This is a genomic window from Pseudomonas sp. 910_21 (genome assembly GCF_052850735.1).
Map to the genome: position 1 here is coordinate 488215 of NZ_VXCY01000001.1, position 22702 is coordinate 510916.

Here is a 22702-nt window from a genome sequence, read left to right on the forward strand (position 1 = left end):
AGCATCCATCTTTCGAGGCTGACTACAAACGCTGGACCGTCAGCGACCCCGCCTCGCCTGCGGGCCCTGGCTGCCCCTGAGCACCGGGACGCCCGCTTTTGCCGCCGTCGGTTCGGTAGACCAGGCAGCCCTTGGACTTGCCCCCGGCCCCCGGCTTGCCGCCGGCACCGGCCAGGCCGCCCGCGCCGCCATCGACCAGGACCTTGATTTGCTCGCTGGGGTAATCACGGGGCAACTCCACCCGGACCTGGGCGCCCGAAGCCCCCGGCCGGCCGTCACCGCCGTTGTCACCGTCGGCGCCGCGCCCGGCCTGCCCCCAGGTGCAACCCGGCTCCTGGCCATTGGCTCCGTCGAGGCCGACATAACCGGGAGCACCCGTGCCACCACGGGCGTCCACGGACAGTTGCTCGGCCTTCAAGGACTCGATTCGCAAGTTCAGATTGCGCCCCGGCTTGGCCACTTTCTCATAGGTGCCCGGCGCACCACGGGAACTGATCTGACTGCCGTTCTCCAACTGCGCATGCCGGATAATCAGTTGCAGGCTTTGCCCGGTAGGCACGATGGCAATCCGCGCGTCACGCCCCAGGCGCAGTTCGTCGACCTTGAGCTCGGTGACATTGGCCGGGATCAGCAGGGTGCCGTAATCCGCCACGTCCAGACGCTCCAGCTGCAGGGTGCTGGCGGTATTGGGCAGGCGCATGAAGGAGTTGGTTTCGACCTGGACCACCTGGGCCACGGCTAGAGGACTGCAGAACAGGGCCAGCAGGCAAAACTTACGCATGGTCGGTCTCGACAACAGGAGCAACAGCGGGAAGGGTTTGCAGGTGGAAGATCCCCACCAACAGGATTTGTAAACGATCACGCCAGGGATATGGACGATCCTTGAGGCTGCCGTTGAACAGCAACAGTTCCAGCAAATGGGTCAAAAGCAACAGGCTACCCGCCAGGTTGACCAGCAGGTGCAACGGATTGACCAATGGCTTGACCATATTGATCAGCACCACCAGCCAAAAGACCAAGGTCAGAAATTTTCCCATCCCCCATAAGACCTTCATACGCTCCCCTTGTGAATTATTCTTTGCGCGCACAGTAACGACTTACCCTGGGGATACGCCAGAGGGCGATGAAAATTCTTCCCGAAGCGTCTGTTTAGCGGCCCGATCGGCGAGGATCGCCGACCCGAGCCGCCTGGTTTCAACGTTGGATATGCAGTTCCACGCGGCGATTCTTTGCTCGCCCCTGCTCACTGTCGTTATCCGCTACCGGCTGACTTTCTCCCAGGCCCTGGCTGCTGATCTTGTCCGACGCCAAGCCCTGTCCAACAAGAAAGGCCACGACACTGCTGGCTCGACGTTCCGAAAGTTTCTGGTTGTAGGCATCGGAACCCTGGCTGTCGGTATGCCCGAGCACCTTGATGCTCACCACATCGGCATTGGCCAGCTTGGCCATCAGCCCCTGCAACTGGTTGCGGGCCTCGGCAGTCAACTCCGCGGAGTCGAAGGCGAACAGCACATTGCCCTGATCACTGAGGGTGATCACTTCCGCAGGGGCTGCAGCCTCGGGCTCCGGCGCCTTGACCACCGCCGGATACTGGGGCAGCGGGCACCCGCGATCGTCCACCGCGGTGTTGGACGGGGTGTCCGGGCAATGATCACGACGATCGAATACCCCATCGCCATCCTCATCACCATCCTGGGCGTAACAGATCAAGCCACCACCGATCAGCCCCAGGGCCGCACCTCCAGCCGCCCAGCTACCACTCTCGATCGCTCCCAAGCCACCGCCGGCCAGGCCACCGAGCAGGCTGCAGATGGGCCAGGTGCGTTGGTTGAGGGGGGCAGTACCATCACTGTGGGTTGCGCAACCTGTCAGCAGGCCGCCGAGCAACAGGACCGGGAACACGGTCCGAGGGAGAAGGTTCATCATGAATACTCCTGTGTCACCGGCAAGACCGGTCACACAGGAGTAAAGACTGCCATCGACGGCGACACAAGCCGCGCAGGCATAGGCTTTCAACGGTTGATCTGGATCTCCGTACGACGGTTCATCGCCCGGCCTTCGGCAGTCTTGTTGTCCGCCACCGGCTTGCTTTCACCGGCTCCGGTCACTGACACGAAACTGTTGCGAGGAATACCGTTGCTGATCAGGTAGTCCACGACCGAGTGGGCACGCTTGTCCGAGAGTTTCTGGTTGTAGGCATCGCTGCCGACGCTGTCGGTGTGGCCGGTCACGCGCAATTGTGCAGTCGGCGCTTCCTGTTTCAGGCGGCTCACTACGGTGTTGAGCTTGGTCTTGTCGGCGTCGGTCAACTTGGCTGAGTCGAAATGGAAGTACACATCGCGAATGACGATGGTTTCTTCCTTGACCACCACGACTTCTTCCACCACTGGTGGCGGCGGTGGGCAACCATTGGCATCGACCTGCACGCCTTTGGGGGTATGTGGACACTTGTCACGGCTGTCCGGCACGCCATCGCCGTCTTCATCGCCATCACCTTTTACCCAGCAGTAGGCACCTGCCAGACCACCGACCACCAATGCGCCACCGCCCGCCCACGAGGCGCTTTCGGTGGCGCCCAACGCCGCGCCCGTGACGCCGCCGACTGCGGCGCAGATTGGCCAGTCGGTTTTCTGCAAACCTGCACAACCAGTCAACACACTGGTTAACAGAACCAAGGGTACTGCCGTCCGAATGATGCTCATCTGATTTCTCCTGAGGGATCGGCTCGAGGCCGATTCACGGAGTAAAGACTGCGCATTTCAACTGCGCCAGCACCGGGCTATCACTGATTTCGCCCCGTAAATACGGGAGGTTCGCCGATTTAGTGGCGAACCGCTCTAGGCCCAAGGGTGCCGGCACGCTAGTCTTGGGCGTTCTGATCGAGGAGCTAAAATGAGCGCCGGAATTTCTACCCGTACTCCCCAGCAGGCTCTGGCGGCCTTACTGGACCGTTACGCCCCCCAACAATTGCTGCTGATCGGCGCCAGCGACTTCCCCGCCCTGGCCGCATTCAAGGAGGCTCACCCCGGTACCGAGGTGGCGCAGGCGGCCCCCGGCCCCTTGCCTGCGGAGCTGGCTGCTCGGCGTTTCGACCTGGCTCTGGCAGTGGACTGCCTGGAGCATCTGCCCAAGCGCGATGGTCTGAACCTGCTTGGGGGCATTCGCAACCTCAATGCCAGCCGGATTGCCGTGCTGGCCGACCTGTGTGCCTGCGGCTGGCAGGAGACCGACTTTTTCTCCCTGGCCCTGCAGGCCAGTGAACGCTTCCAGCGGGACGAACAGGTACTGACCCTGTTTACCTACGATCTGCTTGAATACAAACAAGTGCCCGACTGGCTCAACTCTCGCTTCTGGGCGAACCCGGAAAACTTTGGAAAGTATTGGTGGTAACACAATGAGCGCCTCGATTTGTCCTTGTGGCAGCGGCAACCTCCTGGATGCCTGCTGCGGCCACTACCATGCCGGCCATCCCGCCCCTTGCGCCGAAGCCCTGATGCGCTCGCGCTACAGCGCCTATGTACTGGGGCAGGTGGATTACCTGCTGGCCACCACACTGCCGATACAACAGGCAGGCCTGGATCGCCAATCCATCAGTGACTGGAGCGCACAAAGCACCTGGCTGGGGCTGGAGGTGGAAAGCTCGGAGGTCTTCGGCGGTCAGCCGGAACATGCCTTCGTCACCTTCACTGCTCGCTGGCATGACAGCCAGGGCGAACACAGCCATCGCGAACGCTCGTCCTTCGTGCAGAATCAGGGACGCTGGTACTTCATCGACCCCACGGTGCCCCTGAATGCCGGGCGCAATGACGCCTGCCCCTGTGGCAGCGGGCAAAAATTCAAGAAGTGCTGCGCCGGCTATTTCACACGCTGAGCCTTTGCAGGCCAGGCACCCCAAGCCCAGGACGGGTACAGGGGGTTCAAAGGGAGTCTTGCAATGATCGGTGAGCTGCGCGCATTACGGGCCGTCTGCCTGCTCGGACTGCTGAGCCTGTCGGGGTGCGTGTCCTGGTTCACCGATGAGAACCTGGACCCTGCGGTACACCTGGTCGAGGTCGAGGTGGTCAAGGCCAACCTGCTGGAGCAGCGCTTCACCCTGCACCTGCGGGTCGACAACCCCAATGACAGCGACCTGACGGTGCGCCGCCTGACCTACCGGGTCTACCTGGAGCGCTTTCTGCTCAGCGAGGGCGAGCACGAACACTGGTTCACCGTCTCGCCCCACAGCAGCCGCTTCTTCAAAGTCCCGGTGCGGACCAACCTGTGGCCGCAGATTCGCGATGTGGTGAAACTGTTGCGCAAGCCCGAACGGCCGATCCCCTATCGCCTCGAAGGCGAGCTGGAAATCGGATTATTCATCGGCCAGGACGTGCACCTGAAGCGCAATGGCGTGATAATTCCCGGTGATTTTATCCCGGAGTAACCCGCAATGACCCAGCAACCTCATGTCCATGGCCCTGACTGCAACCACGATCATGACCACCACGACCATGATCATGACCATGGCCATGTTCACGGTCCGCACTGCAACCACGCCCACCAGGAGCCGGTACGCAACGCGCTGAAAGACGTTGGCCGCAACGATCCTTGCCCATGCGGCAGCAGCAAGAAGTTCAAGAAGTGCCACGGCGCTTGATCTGATCGCGGGAGAGGCTTGTCCGCGCGACTTCGCCGTCCGACCTCTCCTAAAAAAGCTGCGCCAGGTTCAACACCGTGGCGTACTCGCCGTGCAGGTTGGCCAGCGACATGTCATGCACTTCCTCGGCAGAACGGGCGCGACCGGCGAAGTCGAGCTTGTCGAAGGTAAAGCAGGCGTCGGCCACTACCCATACCGCAAAGCCCAGGTTACCGGCGGTTCTCGCCGTCGACTCCACCGAGTTGTTGGTGGCAACACCGACTATCACCAACTGTCCGATCCCCTGTCGGCGCAGATCCGCCTCCAGCGAGGTGCCACAAAAAGCATCCGGCACCTGTTTCTGAATCAGCCCCTCCCCCGTTTGCGGGCGAAAGCGCGGCTGAAACTCCACACCGGACTGCCCGGGCCAGAACACCGAATCCGTCGAGCGCGACAGATGCTGCACATGGATCACCGGCCAACCCCGGGTGCGCCAATGGGCCAGCAACTCGAGCATCCGCTCTTCTGCCTCAGGATTGTTTCGTGGACCGAGCCGGGGGTGCAGGATGCCTTGCTGTTGATCGATGAGTATCAGCGCCGTGTCGGCCGGAATGGGCATTGAGCATTCTCCGTTGGAGCATCATTGAATTTTGCCGACTTCAACATCACCTTCTGTTTCAGGCAAGCCACCCATTGCACACAGGACGACCTAATGCCGGAGTTTGCTGTCGTTTAACAAGGACCCATTCCTTTTGGAGCGCTGCATGATCGACCTGTACTACTGGACCACCCCCAACGGCCACAAGATCTCCCTGTTCCTGGAAGAAGCCGGCCTGCCCTACACCCTGTACCCGGTCAACATTGGCCTGGGCGAACAGTTCAAGCCGCAATTCCTGAAGATCGCTCCCAACAACCGCATTCCGGCCATCGTCGACCATGAACCGGCAGATGGCGGCGCACCGCTGTCGCTGTTCGAGTCCGGGGCGATCCTTTTGTACCTGGCGGAAAAAACCGGACAGTTCCTGCCCCAGGACCTGCGGGGGCGTCAGGAAGCCCTGCAATGGCTGTTCTGGCAAATGGGTGGGCTGGGGCCGATGGCCGGACAGAACCATCACTTCAGCCAGTCCGCCCCGGAAAAGATCCCCTACGCCATCAAACGCTATGTGGACGAAACGGCGCGGCTGTACGGCGTGCTGGACCGGCGCCTGGCAGACCGGGCGTTCGTCGCCGGCAGTGACTACAGCATTGCCGATATGGCGATCTATCCGTGGATCGCGTCGTACAAGAAACAGAGCCAGAAACTCGAGGACTTCCCTCATCTGCAGCGCTGGTTCAACAGCATCCAGGGGCGGCCGGCTACCGAGCGCGCCTACGCTCTGGTCGAGCAGGTCAATCCCGCCTCTTGAGCCTTGCACCGGCCAGCTCCTGTAGGTGCTGGCTTGCCAGCGAATGGCCTGCAAAGGCCAGGCCGGGCTCCAAGGCCTCTTCGCCGGCGAGCCGGCTCCTACGGGTTTGGCCAGCTACCGACGCGCCGGCGATAACTATTTGTGGCGCGCTCGAGAAATACCTCCTGCCCCCGCTTGCGCGGCACTCGCCTGCTCACTAACGTAGCGCCTTTATCGACGCTACCCCCCGCAGGAGCTTTGCCATGGCCTCGCCAGCCCTCTCACATTTTCTTCCCCGGTTCGGCGTTGCCGCGGCAGTGGCCGGTGCTCTCAGCCTGGCCGGTTGCCAGTCCTGGAACACCCAAAACAGCCTGCCACCCACCTCGGGCGTACAGCCCCTCAAGGGCCTGGCGCAGAACGTTTCGGTCAGACGTAGCGCCGTCGGTGTACCGCTGATCGAAAGCAACAGCTTCCACGACGCGCTCTTCACCCTGGGCTATGTACACGCCAGTGATCGTATCGAGCAGATGGTCACCCTGCGCCTGCTGGCCCAGGGCCGCCTGGCGGAGATGTCCGGCGCCGAGGTGCTGGAAGTCGACCGCCTGATGCGTGCGGTGAACCTGAAGAAAAGCGCCGACGAGCTGTACAAGGCCTCGTCGCCACGGATCAAACGTTTCTTCGAGGTCTACGCACGGGGCGTCAACGCCTATCTGTTCCGCTACCGCGACAAGCTGCCGCCAGACCTCGCCGCTCGTGGCTACATTCCTGAATACTGGAAGGCCGAGGACTCGGCACTGATCTTCTGCCTGCTGAATTTCGGCCAGTCCGCCAATCTGCTGGAAGAGATCAACAGCCTGGTACTGGCGCAAAAGGTCGGCAGCGACAAACTGCCCTGGCTGACCCCGAGCTACCCCGATGAGCCGCTGCCCATGGCCGAGGCCGACAAGCTCAAGGGGCTGACACTGCATGTGCCGGGTTTGAGCGAACTGAGCCTGGCTGCCAAGCAGATGTCAGCCCTCAATTCACTGGGCGTCACCGCCGGCAGCAACCTGGCTGTCGCCCCGCAGCGCACTCGCAGCGGTCGCAGCCTGCTGGCCAGCGACAGCCAGATCAGCGCCTGGTACTACGTACAGATCCGCGCACCGAAATATCAGGCAGCTGGGGCCTCGATCGCCGGTTTACCGACCATTGTGCAAGGATTCAACGGCAAGCTGGCCTGGAGCATGAGCTCGGCGATGGGCGACAACCAGGACCTGTTCCTGGAAAAACTCAAGCGCCAGGGCAATGCCCTGTACTACCAGAACAACGGAAAATGGCAGCCGGTCATCGTTCGCAACGAGACCTACTTCGTCAAAGGCCAGCGGCCGATTCGCGAAGCCGTGTACGAAACCCGCCACGGCCCATTGCTCAACAGCACCCTGGGGATCAACGCCAACAATGCCCTGGCCAGTGGCTACGGCCTGGCGCTGCAAATGCCGGAGCTCAAGGACGACAAGAGCCTGGATGCTTTCTTCGATCTGTCACGGGCACAGAATGTGGAGAAGGCCTCCGACGCCAGCCGCGAGATCCGCGCCATTGCCCTGAATATGGTCTATGCCGATGCCAGCAACATCGGCTGGCAGGTCACCGGGCGCTTCCCCAACCGCCGCGAGGGCGAAGGCCTGCTGCCCTCTCCCGGCTGGGACGGACGCTATGACTGGGATGGCTACGCCGACCCGATGCTCCACCCTTATGACCAGGACCCGGCGCAAGGCTGGATCGCCACCGCCAACCAGCGGGTGATCTCCCGCGGTTATGGCATGCAGCTCTCCAACTCCTGGGAGGCTCCGGAGCGGGCCGAGCGCATCGGCCAATGGCTGTCGGGCGGCAAGCAGGACAACCGCAGCCTGATTGCCCTGCAGTACGACCAGACCACCCTGTTCGCGGCCAAGTTGAAAAAGATGTTCGAGGCGCCGGGCATGGCCCAGCCGCTGAAAAACGCCATCGACACCCTGCCCGATGCAGACCGCGCCAAGGCCCGGGAAGCCTACAGCCGGCTGATGGCGTTCGACGGCAAGCTCAGTGCCGGCTCCGCCGACGCCGCACTCTACGAACTGTTCCTCCAGGAAAGCGCCAAGCAGACCTTCCTCAAACAGCTCGGCCCAGAGCCCGGCGTCGCCTGGCAGGCCTTCGTTGCCAACGCGGGCCTGTCCTATTCGGCCCAGGCCGACCATCTTCTGAGCCGGGAAGACAGCCCGTTCTGGGGCGACTCGCGTAACGGGCAAAAAGAGGACAAGCCGGCCATTCTCGCCCGCAGCCTGGCGGCGGCCGTCAGTTCGGGCGAGCAACTGCTGGGCACGGACCGCAAGGCCTGGCAGTGGGGCAAGTTGCACAGCTACCACTGGACCCACAACAATGGCCAGACAATGCGCGGCCCGTTGCAGGCCGGTGGCGACCAGAACACCGTCAACAGCGCCGGCTATCGCTGGGGACAGGACTTTGCCATTACCACGACCCCGGCCCTGCGTTTCGTCGTCGACTTCGCGCTGAGCGAGCCGCTGATGGGTCTCAACAGCAGTGGCCAATCCAGCAACCCGGTGAGCCCGAACTACGCCAACGGCATCGACGGCTGGCTCAAGGCCCAGTACCTGAGTTTCCCGATGCAGCCGCAGAACTTCGAGCGCAGCTACGGCAAGACCCGCCTGACCCTGGTCCCGGGCAAGTAGCCTTCACGACCGAACCCGCCGGCGCATTCTGCGTCAGCGGGTTTGCCCCATAACGATCACTGTTCAATCCCTCCAGTTGCGATCAAGTCGGCAGACATCCGCTCTGCTCCGGCCTGCGGCCCACTTGCGGCCATCGCGCCCCCTCTTGGCGCCACACCACCAACACGCCCCCTTTCAGTGCACGACAGGCATTGTGCAAGCGCGATCAGCAGCTTTTAAAACACCTGTTCGGGACTCTGGTTCGGAAATTGCTACTTTCAATAAGTCTTATGCGTTCCAGTAACAGTACTCATGCGCCACAAGCGCTCATATTGGTTCTTAGGGATTGAATAATGAAAAAAGCATTGCTGACCCTTTCTGCACTGGCTCTCTGCATGGCCGCCGGCTCCGCGCTGGCCAAGGAATACAAGGAACTGCGCTTTGGCGTCGATCCGTCCTACGCCCCCTTCGAGTCCAAGGCCGCCGACGGCAGCCTGGTGGGCTTCGATATTGATCTGGGCAACGCCATCTGCGCCGAGCTGAAGGTCAAGTGCAAATGGGTCGAAAGTGACTTCGACGGCATGATTCCCGGCCTCAAGGCCAATAAATTCGACGGTGTGATCTCTTCCATGACCGTTACCCCGGCCCGTGAAAAAGTCATCGACTTCTCCAACGAGCTGTTCTCCGGCCCCACCTCGTTCGTATTCAAGAAAGGCTCGGGTCTGAGCGAAGACACCGCCTCGCTCAAGGGCAAGACCGTGGGCTATGAGCAAGGCACCATTCAGGAAGCCTATGCCAAGGCCGTGCTGGACAAGGCCGGGGTCAAGACCCAGGCCTATCAGAACCAGGATCAGGTCTATGCCGACCTGACTTCCGGGCGCCTGGACGCCTCGATCCAGGACATGCTCCAAGCCGAATTGGGCTTCCTCAAATCGCCGCAGGGCGCGGACTACGAAGTCAGCAAGCCGGTGGAAGACCCACTGCTGCCAGCGAAGACCGCAGTCGGTATCTCGAAAGGTAACAAAGAGCTGAAAGCGCTCCTGGATAAAGGTATCAAAGCGTTACACGATGATGGCACCTACGCCACCATCCAGAAAAAACACTTCGGTGACCTGAACCTCTACAGCGGTAAATAACCTGCCGGCGCCCATCCTCGATGGGCGCCTTTTTTATCGCCACGGGTCATTGATCAATGCTCGAAGAACTTCTAAAAAACCTGGGGCTTTCCGCCTTCAGCCTGAAGGGTTTCGGCCCTCTGCTGCTGGAAGGTACCTGGATGACCATCAAGTTGTCGGTGTTGTCGCTTCTGGTCAGCGTCTTGCTCGGCCTGCTCGGCGCCAGCGCCAAACTGTCCAGCCTCGCCCTGCTGCGGGTCCCGGCCCAGCTCTACACCACCCTGATCCGCGGAGTGCCGGACCTGGTACTGATGCTGCTGATTTTCTACAGCCTGCAAACCTGGCTGACCTCCTTCACCGATTTCATGGAGTGGGAATACATCGAGATCAACCCTTTCAGCGCCGGGGTGATCACCCTGGGTTTCATCTATGGCGCCTATTTCACCGAAACCTTTCGCGGGGCGATCCTCGCCGTGCCCCGGGGCCAGGTGGAAGCGGCCACCGCCTACGGCCTCAAGCGCGGCCAGCGCTTTCGCTTCGTGGTCTTCCCGCAGATGATGCGCTTCGCCCTGCCGGGTATCGGCAACAACTGGATGGTGATGCTCAAGGCCACGGCCCTGGTGTCGATCATCGGCCTGGCCGATCTGGTCAAGGCGGCCCAGGATGCCGGCAAGAGCACCTATCAGCTGTTCTACTTCCTGGTCCTGGCAGCATTGATCTACCTGTTGATCACCAGCGCCTCCAACTTCGTACTGCGCAAGCTTGAACGGCGCTACGCCGCTGGCGCCCGGGAGGCCGTGCGATGATCGAACTCCTGCAGGAATACTGGCGTCCCTTCCTTTACAGCGACGGGTACCACATGACCGGGCTGGCCATGACCATGTGGCTGCTCAGCGCCTCAATCTGCATCGGTTTCCTGGTGTCGATCCCGCTGTCCATCGCCCGGGTCTCGCCCAAGCGCTACGTCCGCTGGCCGGTGCAGTTCTACACCTACCTGTTCCGGGGTACGCCGCTCTATATCCAGTTGCTGATCTGCTACACCGGGATCTACAGCATCGCCGCGATCCGCGCACAACCGCTGCTGGACTCGTTCTTCCGTGATGCGATGAACTGCACCATCCTCGCCTTCGCCCTGAATACCTGCGCCTACACCACGGAGATTTTCGCCGGGGCGATCCGCAGCATGGCCCACGGCGAAGTGGAGGCAGCCAAGGCCTATGGTTTGAGCGGCTGGAAGCTGTATGCCTACGTGATCATGCCCTCGGCCCTGCGCCGCTCGCTGCCCTACTACAGCAACGAAGTGATCCTGATGCTGCACTCCACCACGGTAGCCTTCACCGCGACCATTCCCGACATCCTGAAAATCGCCCGGGACGCCAACTCGGCGACCTTCCTGACTTTTCAGTCGTTCGGTATCGCCGCCATCATCTACCTGTGCGTGACCTTCACCCTGGTGGGCTTGTTCCGTCTTGCCGAACGCCGCTGGCTGGCCTTCCTCGGACCGACCCACTAGGACTTGCTGCCGGGAAATCATCAATGCGCCACGAGATCCACGACCTGCTCGCTCCGCTGCCGGGCACCGCGCGTCAGGTCCACAGTTTTCATTTCGGCCCCGCCCAGGCCCAAGGCAAGGTCTACATCCAGTCCTCCCTGCATGCCGATGAAATGCCCGGCATGCTGGTGGCCTGGCACCTCAAGCAGCGCCTGACGGAACTGGAGGCCGCCGGTCGCCTGTTGCATGAAATAGTCCTGGTGCCGGTGGCCAACCCGGTGGGCCTGGAACAGGTACTGATGGACGTGCCCCTGGGCCGCTACCAGCTGGAAAGCGGGCAGAACTTCAATCGCGGCTTCGTCGACCTCAGTGAAGAGGTCGGCAACGCCATCGAAGGGCTGCTCAATCACGATCCGCAGCACAACCTCGACCTGATCCGCCGACACCTGGCCGATGCCCTGGCCCGTCACTCACCACAGACGCAATTGCAGTCGCTGCAACTGACCCTGCAACGGCTGGCCTGCGATGCCGACATGGTGCTGGACCTGCATTGCGATTTCGAAGCTGTGGCGCACCTGTACACCACCCCCGAAGCCTGGCCGCAGGTAGAGCCCTTGGCCCGCTACCTCGGTGCCGAGGCCTGCCTCCTGGCCACCGATTCCGCGGCCTGGTCGTTCGACGAGTGCTTCAGCCTGCTGTGGTGGCAACTGCAACAGCGCTTCGGCGAACACTTCGCCATTCCCGCGGGCAGTTTTGCGGTCACCGTCGAGCTGCGTGGCCAGGGTGACGTCAACCACGGCCTGGCCAGCCTCGACTGCCAGGCCATGCTGGACTACCTGACCCGCTTCGGTGCCATCGCCGGCCAGATTCCACCGCTGCCGGAGCTGCCCTTCCCAGCCACGCCGCTGGCGGCGGTCGAACCGGTGACGACAGCGGTGGGCGGTCTGCTGGTGTTCGCTGCGCTACCGGGGGAATACCTGGAGGCCGGGCAGTTGGTGGCTGAAATCATCGATCCGATCAATGACCGGGTTACCCCTATCCATTGCAACAATGCCGGGCTCCTGTATGCCCGCTCGCTGCGGCGCATGGCCACCGCCGGCATGGTGATCGCCCATGTCGCCGGCCGCGAGGCCTATCGCAGCGGCTATCTACTTTCGCCTTGAGGATGCAAGCCCCATGTACAAACTGACCGTTGAAGGCCTGCATAAATGCTATGGCGACAATGAAGTGCTCAAAGGTGTGTCTCTCAAGGCCAAGACCGGTGACGTGATCAGCCTGATCGGCGCCAGCGGTTCGGGCAAAAGCACCTTCCTGCGGTGCATCAACTTTCTCGAAACCCCGGACAACGGCGCCATGAGCCTGGATGGCCAGCCGATCCGCATGGTCAGCGATCGCCACGGCATGCACGTGGCCGATCCTGCCGAGCTGCAGCGGATTCGTACGCGCCTGGCGATGGTGTTCCAGCATTTCAACCTGTGGAGCCACATGACTGTGCTGGAAAACATCACCATGGCCCCGCGCCGAGTGCTGGGGGTCAGTACCAGGGACGCCGAGGAGCGCGCTCGGCGCTATCTGGACAAGGTCGGCCTGCCGGCCCGGGTCGCCGGTCAGTACCCGGCGTTCCTCTCCGGCGGTCAGCAGCAGCGGGTGGCCATCGCCCGGGCATTGGCCATGGAGCCGGAAGTCATGTTGTTCGACGAACCCACTTCAGCCCTGGACCCGGAGCTGGTGGGCGAGGTGCTCAAGGTGATTCAGGGCCTGGCCGAGGAAGGCCGGACCATGATCATGGTCACCCACGAGATGAACTTCGCCCGCAAGGTGTCGAGTCAAGTGCTGTTTCTGCACAAGGGCCTGGTGGAGGAGGAAGGTGCTCCTGAGGAGGTGCTGGGCAACCCGAAAAGCGAGCGCCTGCAGCAGTTTCTCAGTGGCAATCTGAAGTAGCGCCCGCGTGGTACGCCACCGTCCGCGCAGGATTGCCGCGGACGGGGCGACTGTCGGCATCCAGTGAGATCACGCCACAGGCGCGGGCGGCGGCTCGTCCGGCAAAGTGGGCTCGCCAGGTTCGGTGGGTTCTGGGGGTTGCGGAGAGTCCGGGTCGGGCTGACCGGGAATGCCGCCTGCCATGTTGACAGGCGGATGTGCCAGCAGGCTCCAAGCCAATACCCCAACCTGATTGGGTTCCAGCCTGGCCAAGGTGGCGCTGATTCGCGGATCTATCTTCATGGGGCACTCCTGAGCTATGCCCGGTACGCCTTGCGCATACCGGAAGTACACCCAATAGAGTGTGGGTGCGCTCAGGAATTCCCGCTATTTGTCAGACGGACGCACTCAGGTACGCGGCAGAGTCACACCACGCTGGCCCTGGTATTTTCCGCCACGGTCCTTGTAGGACACTTCGCACTCTTCATCCGACTCCAGGAACAGCATCTGCGCCACGCCTTCATTGGCGTAGATCTTGGCCGGCAAGGTGGTGGTGTTGGAAAATTCCAGAGTCACGTGACCTTCCCACTCGGGCTCCAGCGGAGTCACGTTGACGATGATGCCGCAACGGGCATAGGTGCTTTTGCCCAGGCAGATGGTCAGCACGTTGCGCGGAATGCGGAAGTACTCGACGGTGCGGGCCAGGGCGAAGGAGTTTGGCGGGATGATGCAGACGTCGCTCTTGATGTCGACAAAGCTCTTTTCATCGAAGTTCTTGGGGTCGACAGTGGCCGAATTGATGTTGGTGAACACCTTGAATTCATCGGCGCAACGCACGTCGTAGCCGTAGCTCGACACCCCGAAGGAGATCAGCCGATCCGGGCCTTCGCCACGCATCTGGCGCTCTACGAAGGGCTCGATCATGCCGTGCTCTTGCGCCATGCGGCGAATCCACTTGTCCGATTTGATGCTCATGGCGGGTGTCCTGAAATAACGAGGTGAAAAAATTCTGTCCGGCATCTTACCGGGGCGCGGGGTCGGGTTCAAAGTCTGGGGCGTTTTTCTCGCCTCACCCCGCATTTTTCAAAGGCTCGGCGACGAGCGACCCGCCGTCAGTCACGAAAACCGAGAAACCTTCGCACTGACCATTGGCACGTTCAGGAAAAAGGGTTAAGGTGGCGCCACTGTGTTGCTTGTGTCACTGAGAATCTCTACACGATGTTGAATTTCGATCCAACCATCTCCAAGAATTTTTCCTGCTCTTTGCACTCAGTCTCGGCCAGGGCTTTTCCTGAGTCGCAGTTAACTTTGTCCAAGGAGATACACCATGTCTAATCGCCAAACCGGTACCGTTAAGTGGTTCAACGATGAAAAAGGCTTCGGCTTCATCACTCCACAATCCGGTGACGACCTGTTCGTACACTTCAAAGCTATCCAATCCGACGGCTTCAAAAGCCTGAAAGAAGGCCAACAGGTTTCTTTCATCGCTACCCGCGGTCAGAAAGGCATGCAAGCTGAAGAAGTTCAAGTTATCTAACTTGTACTGATCCAGTAAAAAGCCCCGCCCTCAACAGCGGGGCTTTTTTGTGCCCGCAGATTTTTTTTGCTACCAGCAGCCAAGGCGCATCCTGACGAATGCACCTGGCCAGCACCAAGTTACCAAGTCACGCCGAAGCCCACGGTATAGCGGGTCTTGTCCAGGTCGCTGTCCTCGGTACCGCGGATCAGATCCTTTTCCGCCTTGAGGTTGAGCGATGCCCAGTCCGTAACCTTGTAGCGCAGCCCCATCTCCGCATCCAGCGCGTAGTCGGCGACCCCGGAAAGCGGCCTGCCCACTTCACCATTGGTGAAGAACTCCACCCGCTTGCCGATCAGGTAGCGGTTGTAATCCCACTTCATCGCGAGTGAATAGAAGCTGTCCTTGCCGCCATCGGCGTACTCGTAATCCGTGCGGTTGAGCAGCGAGCCCAAGGAAAATGCCCCCAGCTCATCGTCCCAGAACTGGTAACCGGGACCCGTACCCACCACCCGTTGCCGTGCCAGATCCTCGACCTTGTCGCGCTTATAGGTCAGGCGTCCTTCCCAGAACCACTTCTCAGTGATGAAGCGGTCCAGAGCGTACTCGGCACTCCAGTTGTCGGTGGTCACCACATGATTCTGGAACTCGCGGTTGTACTCGCCCTGGGCGTTGTGGCGCCAAGCGCCATGGCGCGCCGAGGTCTTGAAGTCAATGTCATAGTCATCGGTGTCCTTCTCTGCACGCTTGTAGTCCATGGCCACGTCGACATTACCCTTCCACACCATGTCCTCTACCAGCGGCTTGGGCTTCATGATCTGCTGAATGCTGGCCAGCTCCACGGTCTTGGGCGCCTCGCCGTTGGCCAGGACGACCTTGCCCTCCTCCGCCGCCTGCAACGACTTGGCCTTTTCCCCGATGTAAGCATCTTGCTTGACCAGCAACTCCTGATCGCTTTCCAGGGTCTTGACCTGCTTCCAGTCGATGGAAATAGCACCACCGTAATCGGTCTGGATCAACAGCTTACCGCCGTCGAAAACCTTGATCTTGCCGCTCAACCGATCACCATTCTTCAACCAGACGGTATCGGCCAGGGCAGGCATGGAGGCGCTGAGCACCGCGAAACACAGCAACGTTCTAGGCAACATAAGCAATACAGGACTCGATCTTGCGAAAAAAAACGGCATTATTCCTGCTGAACAAGCCTTAGTCAGGAGTGACCCGAGTATCGAGAGTGAGTTCAATACTCATCCAGATTTCACCCTCACAACCGACCAGCGCCCCTTCCTCTATCTGGAACCGCGAAAGTGACCGAACACGGCGAAGACTCGCAAAACCCCGCGCAAATCCGACGCACGGCGCTGTACCTGACCCTGGCCCAAGTCCCCGAAGGCAAGGTCGTCAGCTATGGCCAACTGGCGGAAATGGCCGGTCTGGGCCGGGCCGCACGCTGGGTTGGACGCACCCTCAGTCAGTTACCCGCCGATACCAGCCTGCCCTGGCACCGGGTACTCGGCGCCGGGGGCCGCATCAGCCTGCCCGTCGGCAGCCCATCAGGCGACGAGCAACGCGCCAGACTGCGCGACGAAGGTGTCTCTATCCTGAACAATCGCGTGGATATTCAGTGCCATGGCTGGCGCCCGGTAGAGCACAGCGGTTAGAGTGCGCGCTTTGTTTCCGTAATCTGAGGCAGACTTCAGCCCATGCCCCGTAAAACCTGGCGAGCCGCACTTGCCGCCTATGCCAGCCCCTCGACGCTCGTGCTGTTGCTGCTTGGTTTCGCTGCCGGCATGCCTTACATGCTGGTGTTCTCGACTCTTTCGGTGTGGTTGCGCGAGGCCGGTGTGGCCCGTGAAACCATCGGTTACGCCAGCCTGATCGGTTTGGCCTATGCCTTTAAATGGGTGTGGTCGCCGCTGCTCGACCAATGGCGCCTGCCTCTATTGGGCAAGCTCGGCCGACGTCGCTCCTGGCTGGTACTGGCCCAAGTCCTGGTGATTCTCGGCCTGATCGGCATGGGCTTTTGCGACCCGCAAAAACACCTTTCCTGGCTGATTGCCATTGCGGTGGTCGTTGCCTTTGCTTCGGCGACCCAGGACATCGCCATCGACGCCTACCGCCTGGAAATCGCCGACGACAGTCGACAGGCCGCCCTGGCCGCCAGCTATATGTCCGGTTACCGGGTCGCGGTACTGCTGGCCACCGCCGGCGCCCTGTTTTTCGCCGAAGGCTTTGGCTCAACCGGCTTCAGCTACAAGCACTCAGCCTGGACCGGTACCTATGTGCTGTTCGGCGTACTGATGATTCCAGCACTGATCACTACCCTGCTGATGCGTGAACCTGCGGTGCCATTGCGCACCCAACTGTCGGCAGGGCGCTACAGCTTCGCCCACCAGTTGATCTCGGTATTCGTCCTGATCGTGCTCCTGGTTTCGGTGCCAGCCACCTTTACCCAGCTCTACAACACCGACTTCGCCAGTGTGATCTTCGACGGCGTGAGCCTGCTGGACCTGCTGCTGGAAGACCGGGCCTTCCTGCGGGCGATCCTCTACATCACGCTCAGCACCCTGTGCCTGTCAGCCATGGGCCGTCGGGGCCTGGCGCCGGTGCTGACCCCGGTAAACGACTTCATCCTGCGCTACCGCTGGCAAGCCTTTCTGTTGCTCGGTCTGATCGCCACCTATCGCATGTCGGATACCGTCATGGGCGTGATGGCCAATGTGTTCTATATCGACCAGGGTTTCACCAAGGACCAGATTGCCGGAGTCAGCAAGATCTTCGGCCTGATCATGACCCTGCTCGGTGCCGGCATGGGCGGCCTGCTGATCGTGCGCTTCGGCATCCTGCCGATCCTGTTCATCGGTGGTGCCGCGTCCGCCGGCACCAACCTGCTGTTCCTCATGCTCGCCGACATGGGCCCGAACCTGAAAATGCTGATTGTCACCATTTCCCTGGACAACTTCAGTTCAGGAATGGCCACTTCCGCCTTCGTCGCGTACCTCTCGAGCCTGACCAACCTCAAGTTCTCCGCCACTCAATACGCCCTGCTCAGCTCCATCATGCTGCTGCTTCCACGCCTGATCGGCGGCTATTCCGGGGTCATGGTGGAAAAATTCGGCTATCACGACTTCTTCCTCATCACTTCGATACTCGGGGTGCCGACGCTGATTCTGATCGCAATTCACTGGTTCCAGGAGAGCCGTCGCGCCGGACCGAAAGACCCGTCGGAGCAGCCCGCCAAGGGCGCTGTCGCGGGCGAAGAATCCTAGAAAATCCCGGGAGTTGCAGGCTTTTCTCCGCGGCTCCCGCCCCCTCAAAGCGCAATCCTGTACGCCAGCGGAACTCGCCCGTACAATGCTCCGTCACTTCCAGTCTTCAGCAACCGACAACGGCCTACCATGCGCACCAGTCAATATTTGCTCGCCACACAGAAAGAAACGCCTTCCGACGCGGTCGTGATCAGCCATCAGCTGATGCTGCGCGCCGGCATGATCCGTAAACTGGCTTCCGGCCTGTACACCTGGCTGCCGATGGGCTTGCGGGTAATGCGCAAGGTTGAAGCCATCGTTCGCGAAGAAATGAACGCCGCGGGCGCGCTTGAAGTGTTGATGCCGAGCACTCAACCGGCTGAGCTGTGGCAGGAATCCGGTCGCTGGGAAGAATACGGCCCTGAGCTGCTGCGCTTCAAAGACCGTCACGGTCGCGATTTCTGCGCCGGCCCGACCCACGAAGAAGTGATCACCGACCTGGCCCGCAACGAGCTGAGCAGCTACAAGCAACTGCCGCTCAACCTGTACCAGATCCAGACCAAATTCCGTGATGAGATCCGCCCACGCTTCGGTCTGATGCGCGGTCGCGAGTTCATCATGAAGGACGCCTACTCCTTCCACGCCGACCAGGCATCGCTGCAGGTCACCTACGACCGCATGCACCAGGCCTACTGCAACGTGTTCAGCCGCCTGGGCCTGAACTTCCGCCCGGTGGAAGCCGATAACGGCTCGATTGGCGGTGCCGGCTCCCACGAGTTCCATGTGCTGGCCGAGTCCGGCGAAGACGATATCGTCTTCAGCAACGGTTCCGACTACGCGGCGAACATCGAGAAAGCCGAAGCCGTGCCACGGGAAACCTCCCGTCCGGCGCCGACTGAAGATCTGCGCCTGGTGGACACCCCAGAAACCAAGACCATCTCGGCCCTGGTGGAAAAATTCAATCTGCCGATTGAAAAGACCATCAAGACCCTGATCGTGCGCGCCGAGGAAGAAGGCAAGCTGATCGCCCTGGTGATCCGTGGCGACCACGAGCTCAATGAAATCAAAGCCGCCCAGCAACCTGGCGTAGCCAGCCCGCTGGTCATGGCCACGGACTCCGAACTGCGCGACGCCATTGGTGCCGGCGCTGGTTCCCTGGGTCCGCTGAACCTGCCATTGCCGATCATCATCGACCGTTCGGTGGAGCTGATGAGCGACTTCGGTATCGGTGCCAACATCGACGACAAGCACTACTTCGGCGTCAACTGGGAACGTGACCTGCCCGTACCAACTGTTGCCGACCTGCGCAACGTGGTGGCCGGCGACCCGAGCCCGGACGGCAAAGGCACCCTGGAAATCAAGCGCGGCATCGAAGTCGGGCACATCTTCCAGCTGGGCAACAAGTACAGCAAGGCGATGAAGTGCGAAGTGCTGGGCGAGAACGGCAAGCCGGTCACCCTGGAAATGGGCTGCTATGGCATTGGCGTGTCCCGCGTGGTGGCCGCTGCCATCGAGCAGAACAACGATGAAAACGGCATCATCTGGAGCGACACCCTGGCGCCGTTCCAGATCGCCCTGGTGCCACTGCGCTACGAAACCGAGCAGGTTCGCGAAGCCACCGACAAACTCTACGCAGAACTGACTGCCGCCGGTTTCGAAGTGCTGCTGGACGATCGCGACAAAAAGACCAGCCCGGGCATCAAGTTCGCGGACATGGAGCTGATCGGCATTCCTCACCGGATCGTGGTCAGCGACCGCGGCCTCGCCGAAGGCAACCTGGAATACAAGAGCCGTACCGAAGCCCAGGCGCAAGCGCTGCCAGTGGCCGATGTCCTGTCCTTCCTCCAAGCCCGTATCCGTCGCTGAAACCAGATAGAGAAGTCATGTTCAAGCGAAACACCTTAAGCCTCGGTGGCGCCGCCTTGTGCGGCGCCCTGCTGGTCAGCGGCTGTGCCAACCAGATGTCACAACGCAGCGAGCACGAGGAGCGGGTCGAGCGCAAATTGCTCGACCATAGCCTGCAGATCGATGTCGGTGAGCCTAAGGTGCTTGAGCTGCCGCAACGCCGGGTACGCATCCACGAGCAGAAGACCTTCGAAGTGACTGAGTTCGAGGTCACTCGCCGCTACGATCGCTATACGCCCTACCAACCCTGGCGGGAAATCTACGAGATCCCGCTGGGCGCGGTGGCCCTGGTGGCCGGCGTCGGCGCCAATGTGGTCAACGTGTTTGCTCTGGGCAACCTGCCAGACAGCGTCACCAAGGACTGGGTCAGCTATGGCGTGTCCGGGCTCAACCCGTTCATGAACATGCCGTCCCACGGTCGCGCCCAGCAGAACCTGGCGGCCATCGATGAAGTCCAGCGTGACAAGCGCCTGGAGTATTCGAGCCTGCCCTGGAGCGAGCGTCCAGTGCAGGTCAAAGCCGGCAAGCAAACCTACGATTTGAGTACCGATCGCAATGGTGTGCTGCGGTTGAACCTGCTGGACAACCCGTTCTCCGAACAGGACCTGAACCACATCGGCAAGTTGCAGATCAGCGTCGAGGATGCTCAGGACGAAGTGCATTCCGACTCATCCCTGAGTCTCAGCAGCAGCCTTCGCGGCAAGCTACTGGAAGCCCACGCACTGATTTACGACGACCTGGAAGATGACGAAGTGAGCCAGTGGGTACACCGGGTCAAGCGCCTGTCGGAGCTGGGGCTGGAAGAAGAAGCCAGCGAGCTGGAGCAGAGCCTGATCGAGCTGACCCGCAACGATCCGGAACTGCAGAGCGAGTTTCTCAAGTCCCTGACCAAGAACGCCGGCCGTCTGGTCGCCGATCCCGGTCACTGATTCACTAGGAGCCGGCTTGCCGGCGAATACCACGCCGCGGATCAATCGCGACGCCCAATTCGCCAGCCAGCCAGCGCCTACAACACGCCCCGAAACAGCTCCAGCTGTTCGTGACCACCACGTAGATCCTGCAGTCGCACTCCAATCCCCAACAGCCGCACTGGCTTGCCGCCACGCTTGAAGGCCTGGGTCAGCAGCTGCCGATAACTCTCCAGATCCCGTCCGGCCCCCGCCTGCTCAAGAGTGGTCTGGGTAAAGTCGTGGAACTTCACTTTGACGAAGGGTTTGCCCGGCCGATAACTGCTGTCGATACGTGCAATGCGCCCTGCCAGAGTCTCCATCAGCTCCGGTAGTTTCTGCAGGCAGCTATCCAGATCGGGCAGGTCCACGTCGTAAGTGTTTTCCACGCTGATGGACTGCCGCCGGCTGTCATTCTGCACCGGCCGATCATCGATCCCTCGTGCCAGGCTCCACAGCCGCTCGCCGAAACTGCCAAACTCGCGCACCAGGGCCAGCTTGTTCCAATCACGCAACTGCAGGCAGTCGACGATACCCAGGCGCCCCAGTTTGTCCGCCGTGACCTTGCCCACCCCATGCAATTTGCTCACCGGCAGTTCGGAGACAAAATCCTCCACCTGATCCGGGGTAATCACGAACAATCCGTTGGGCTTTTTCCAGTCACTGGCGATCTTGGCCAGGAACTTGTTGGGCGCGACGCCGGCCGACACCGTGATATGCAGCTGATTGGAGACCCGCCGACGAATGTCCTGGGCAATGCGCGTGGCGCTACCGGCGAAGTTCGGGCTATCGGAGACATCCAGATAGGCCTCATCCAGGGACAAGGGTTCGATCAGGTCGGTGTAGTCACGAAAGATCGTATGAATCTCTTTCGATGCCTCGCGATAGGCATCCATGCGCGGCTTGACGATCTCCAGGTCCGGGCACAGCGTCAGCGCATGCCGCGACGACATGGCCGAGCGCACGCCATAGGCCCGCGCCTCGTAGTTGCAGGTGGCGATCACCCCGCGTCGATCTGCGGAACCACCCACTGCCAGCGGCTTGCCGGCCAGTTGCGGGTCGTCGCGCATTTCGATGGCGGCGTAGAAGCAATCACAGTCAATGTGGATGATTTTGCGCTGCATCATATAAAGGCAGAGATCATTAAAGGCCGACGTTGAAATCAAAGCGGGCAGCCAGTATCTACCGACACCTGTATATAGCACCAGTACCTTGCATCTCAGATCAACGAGCACAGCGGCGGAGTGAATTTATTTTCTCAATGACCACAAACTCATCAATAGAGCTACAAGCCACGTTTTACCTAGGTCGAAGCCTCCTAAAACACCTCAGGCCGGACGCTAAGCGATTGAACCGGAAGCCTTTTTTAAAATTTATTGATTGACAGCATCTCGCGACGCTGTAGAATTCGCCCACACAGACGCGGGATGGAGCAGTCTGGTAGCTCGTCGGGCTCATAACCCGAAGGTCGTCGGTTCAAATCCGGCTCCCGCAACCAAACATCAAAAAAGGCTACTCGAAAGAGTGGCCTTTTTTGTGCGTGGCTGTTTTGTACTGCGCCCTCTCAAACATGGCACAAGCAAAACTCTTTAGCTGTCGATGACTTAAGAGACAGAACTGGCCATTCGACGTTTATTTGACCTATTGGACCATTAACGGTTGACACTCAGTCGTTCGCCTGTAGAATGCCGCCACACAGACGCGGGATGGAGCAGTCTGGTAGCTCGTCGGGCTCATAACCCGAAGGTCGTCGGTTCAAATCCGGCTCCCGCAACCAAACATCAAAAAAGGCTGCTCGAAAGAGTGGCCTTTTTTGTATCTGTTGAAAAAGTCCTTTCGCAACAATGACCTGGCAAAGTGTTGCGAGCCGTTAGCGAT

Annotated in this window: 25 protein-coding genes and 2 tRNA genes; 18 read left to right on the forward strand and 9 right to left on the reverse strand. The window is 60.7% G+C overall.

The window, feature by feature from the left end; translation table 11 throughout:
- Window positions 1–22: 22 nt before the first annotated feature.
- From FW796_RS02210 to FW796_RS02225, 4 genes are all read right to left on the reverse strand, one after another.
- Window positions 23–781 carry a collagen-like protein gene (locus FW796_RS02210; protein WP_346635856.1) on the reverse strand — a complete coding sequence of 253 codons (759 nt, stop codon included), beginning with the start codon at window positions 779–781 and terminating at the stop codon, window positions 23–25.
- Entirely contained in the window at window positions 774–1055 is a 282-nt protein-coding gene (locus FW796_RS02215) for a DUF1145 domain-containing protein (RefSeq protein WP_346635857.1), read from the reverse strand. The genes FW796_RS02210 and FW796_RS02215 overlap by 8 nt, the downstream gene beginning before the upstream one ends.
- A 139-nt stretch (window positions 1056–1194) precedes the next feature.
- Window positions 1195–1923, reverse strand: coding sequence for an OmpA family protein (locus FW796_RS02220; protein WP_346635927.1), 729 nt, complete (start codon window positions 1921–1923; stop codon window positions 1195–1197).
- A gap of 89 nt (window positions 1924–2012) precedes the next feature.
- A complete protein-coding gene (locus FW796_RS02225; RefSeq protein ID WP_346635858.1) occupies window positions 2013–2702 on the reverse strand; it encodes an OmpA family protein in 690 nt (229 codons plus the stop codon).
- 190 nt (window positions 2703–2892) lie between these two features.
- Between FW796_RS02225 and FW796_RS02230 the strand changes: the two genes are divergently transcribed.
- The 4 genes from FW796_RS02230 (at window position 2893) to FW796_RS02245 (ending at window position 4633) form a co-directional block, all read left to right on the forward strand.
- The gene (locus tag FW796_RS02230) at window positions 2893–3390 is read left to right on the forward strand and encodes a DUF6231 family protein (protein WP_404938444.1); all 498 of its coding nucleotides are present in this window, start codon (window positions 2893–2895) and stop codon (window positions 3388–3390) included.
- Between the two features lie 4 nt (window positions 3391–3394).
- Window positions 3395–3871, forward strand: coding sequence for a YchJ family protein (locus FW796_RS02235; protein ID WP_346635860.1), 477 nt, complete (start codon window positions 3395–3397; stop codon window positions 3869–3871).
- A gap of 63 nt (window positions 3872–3934) precedes the next feature.
- Window positions 3935–4420 carry an LEA type 2 family protein gene (locus FW796_RS02240; RefSeq protein WP_346635861.1) on the forward strand — a complete coding sequence of 162 codons (486 nt, stop codon included), beginning with the start codon at window positions 3935–3937 and terminating at the stop codon, window positions 4418–4420.
- 6 nt (window positions 4421–4426) lie between these two features.
- Entirely contained in the window at window positions 4427–4633 is a 207-nt protein-coding gene (locus FW796_RS02245) for an SEC-C metal-binding domain-containing protein (RefSeq protein WP_016965285.1), read from the forward strand.
- A 49-nt stretch (window positions 4634–4682) separates the two neighbouring features.
- Here the strand turns inward: FW796_RS02245 and FW796_RS02250 are convergent, their stop codons facing one another.
- A complete protein-coding gene (locus tag FW796_RS02250; protein ID WP_346635862.1) occupies window positions 4683–5231 on the reverse strand; it encodes a cysteine hydrolase family protein in 549 nt (182 codons plus the stop codon).
- 145 nt (window positions 5232–5376) lie between these two features.
- On the opposite strand from FW796_RS02250, the gene FW796_RS02255 reads away from it, so the two are divergent.
- From FW796_RS02255 to FW796_RS02285, 7 genes are all read left to right on the forward strand, one after another.
- Complete coding sequence (locus FW796_RS02255; RefSeq protein WP_404938440.1) at window positions 5377–6018, forward strand: glutathione binding-like protein; 642 nt, start codon at window positions 5377–5379, stop codon at window positions 6016–6018.
- A 242-nt stretch (window positions 6019–6260) separates the two neighbouring features.
- Window positions 6261–8702, forward strand: coding sequence for a penicillin acylase family protein (locus tag FW796_RS02260; RefSeq protein WP_446438961.1), 2442 nt, complete (start codon window positions 6261–6263; stop codon window positions 8700–8702).
- A gap of 332 nt (window positions 8703–9034) precedes the next feature.
- Window positions 9035–9817 carry a transporter substrate-binding domain-containing protein gene (locus tag FW796_RS02265; RefSeq protein WP_346635865.1) on the forward strand — a complete coding sequence of 261 codons (783 nt, stop codon included), beginning with the start codon at window positions 9035–9037 and terminating at the stop codon, window positions 9815–9817.
- 56 nt (window positions 9818–9873) lie between these two features.
- Window positions 9874–10602, forward strand: a complete 729-nt coding sequence (locus tag FW796_RS02270; RefSeq protein ID WP_346635866.1) for an ABC transporter permease — start codon at window positions 9874–9876, stop codon at window positions 10600–10602.
- On the forward strand, window positions 10599–11309 hold the full coding sequence (locus tag FW796_RS02275; protein WP_346635867.1) for an ABC transporter permease: 711 nt from the start codon (window positions 10599–10601) through the stop codon (window positions 11307–11309). The genes FW796_RS02270 and FW796_RS02275 overlap by 4 nt, the downstream gene beginning before the upstream one ends.
- Window positions 11310–11332: 23 nt before the next feature.
- Window positions 11333–12451 (forward strand): succinylglutamate desuccinylase/aspartoacylase family protein, encoded by a 1119-nt coding sequence (locus FW796_RS02280; RefSeq protein ID WP_404938436.1) that lies wholly within the window; start codon window positions 11333–11335, stop codon window positions 12449–12451.
- A gap of 13 nt (window positions 12452–12464) precedes the next feature.
- Window positions 12465–13229 (forward strand): ABC transporter ATP-binding protein, encoded by a 765-nt coding sequence (locus tag FW796_RS02285; protein WP_446438962.1) that lies wholly within the window; start codon window positions 12465–12467, stop codon window positions 13227–13229.
- 69 nt (window positions 13230–13298) lie between these two features.
- Here the strand turns inward: FW796_RS02285 and FW796_RS02290 are convergent, their stop codons facing one another.
- Window positions 13299–13511: a hypothetical protein gene (locus tag FW796_RS02290; protein WP_404938434.1), complete on the reverse strand. Its 213-nt coding sequence runs from the start codon at window positions 13509–13511 to the stop codon at window positions 13299–13301.
- 105 nt (window positions 13512–13616) lie between these two features.
- Window positions 13617–14183 carry a dCTP deaminase gene (gene dcd, locus FW796_RS02295; protein ID WP_016965530.1) on the reverse strand — a complete coding sequence of 189 codons (567 nt, stop codon included), beginning with the start codon at window positions 14181–14183 and terminating at the stop codon, window positions 13617–13619.
- Between the two features lie 352 nt (window positions 14184–14535).
- Here dcd and FW796_RS02300 point away from each other — a divergent pair, with 352 nt between their 5' ends.
- A complete protein-coding gene (locus FW796_RS02300) occupies window positions 14536–14745 on the forward strand; it encodes a cold-shock protein (protein ID WP_002554837.1) in 210 nt (69 codons plus the stop codon).
- Between the two features lie 119 nt (window positions 14746–14864).
- Here FW796_RS02300 and FW796_RS02305 read toward each other — a convergent pair whose 3' ends face one another.
- The gene (locus FW796_RS02305) at window positions 14865–15872 is read right to left on the reverse strand and encodes a DUF481 domain-containing protein (RefSeq protein ID WP_346635870.1); all 1008 of its coding nucleotides are present in this window, start codon (window positions 15870–15872) and stop codon (window positions 14865–14867) included.
- A gap of 159 nt (window positions 15873–16031) precedes the next feature.
- Here FW796_RS02305 and FW796_RS02310 point away from each other — a divergent pair, with 159 nt between their 5' ends.
- From FW796_RS02310 to FW796_RS02325, 4 genes are all read left to right on the forward strand, one after another.
- The gene (locus FW796_RS02310; RefSeq protein WP_346635871.1) at window positions 16032–16385 is read left to right on the forward strand and encodes an MGMT family protein; all 354 of its coding nucleotides are present in this window, start codon (window positions 16032–16034) and stop codon (window positions 16383–16385) included.
- A 42-nt stretch (window positions 16386–16427) separates the two neighbouring features.
- Window positions 16428–17993 (forward strand): AmpG family muropeptide MFS transporter, encoded by a 1566-nt coding sequence (locus FW796_RS02315; protein WP_346635872.1) that lies wholly within the window; start codon window positions 16428–16430, stop codon window positions 17991–17993.
- Between the two features lie 129 nt (window positions 17994–18122).
- A complete protein-coding gene (locus FW796_RS02320) occupies window positions 18123–19838 on the forward strand; it encodes a proline--tRNA ligase (protein WP_346635873.1) in 1716 nt (571 codons plus the stop codon).
- Window positions 19839–19855: 17 nt separating this feature from the next.
- Window positions 19856–20806, forward strand: coding sequence for a hypothetical protein (locus FW796_RS02325; RefSeq protein WP_123727721.1), 951 nt, complete (start codon window positions 19856–19858; stop codon window positions 20804–20806).
- A gap of 77 nt (window positions 20807–20883) precedes the next feature.
- On the opposite strand, the gene dinB is transcribed toward FW796_RS02325, so the two are convergent.
- Window positions 20884–21951: a DNA polymerase IV gene (gene dinB / locus FW796_RS02330; RefSeq protein ID WP_346635874.1), complete on the reverse strand. Its 1068-nt coding sequence runs from the start codon at window positions 21949–21951 to the stop codon at window positions 20884–20886.
- 294 nt (window positions 21952–22245) lie between these two features.
- Between dinB and FW796_RS02335 the strand changes: the two genes are divergently transcribed.
- Both FW796_RS02335 and FW796_RS02340 read left to right on the forward strand, forming a co-directional pair.
- Window positions 22246–22322: transfer RNA gene (locus FW796_RS02335), tRNA-Met, on the forward strand.
- Between the two features lie 202 nt (window positions 22323–22524).
- Window positions 22525–22601, forward strand: a tRNA-Met gene (locus FW796_RS02340).
- Window positions 22602–22702: the final 101 nt, after the last annotated feature.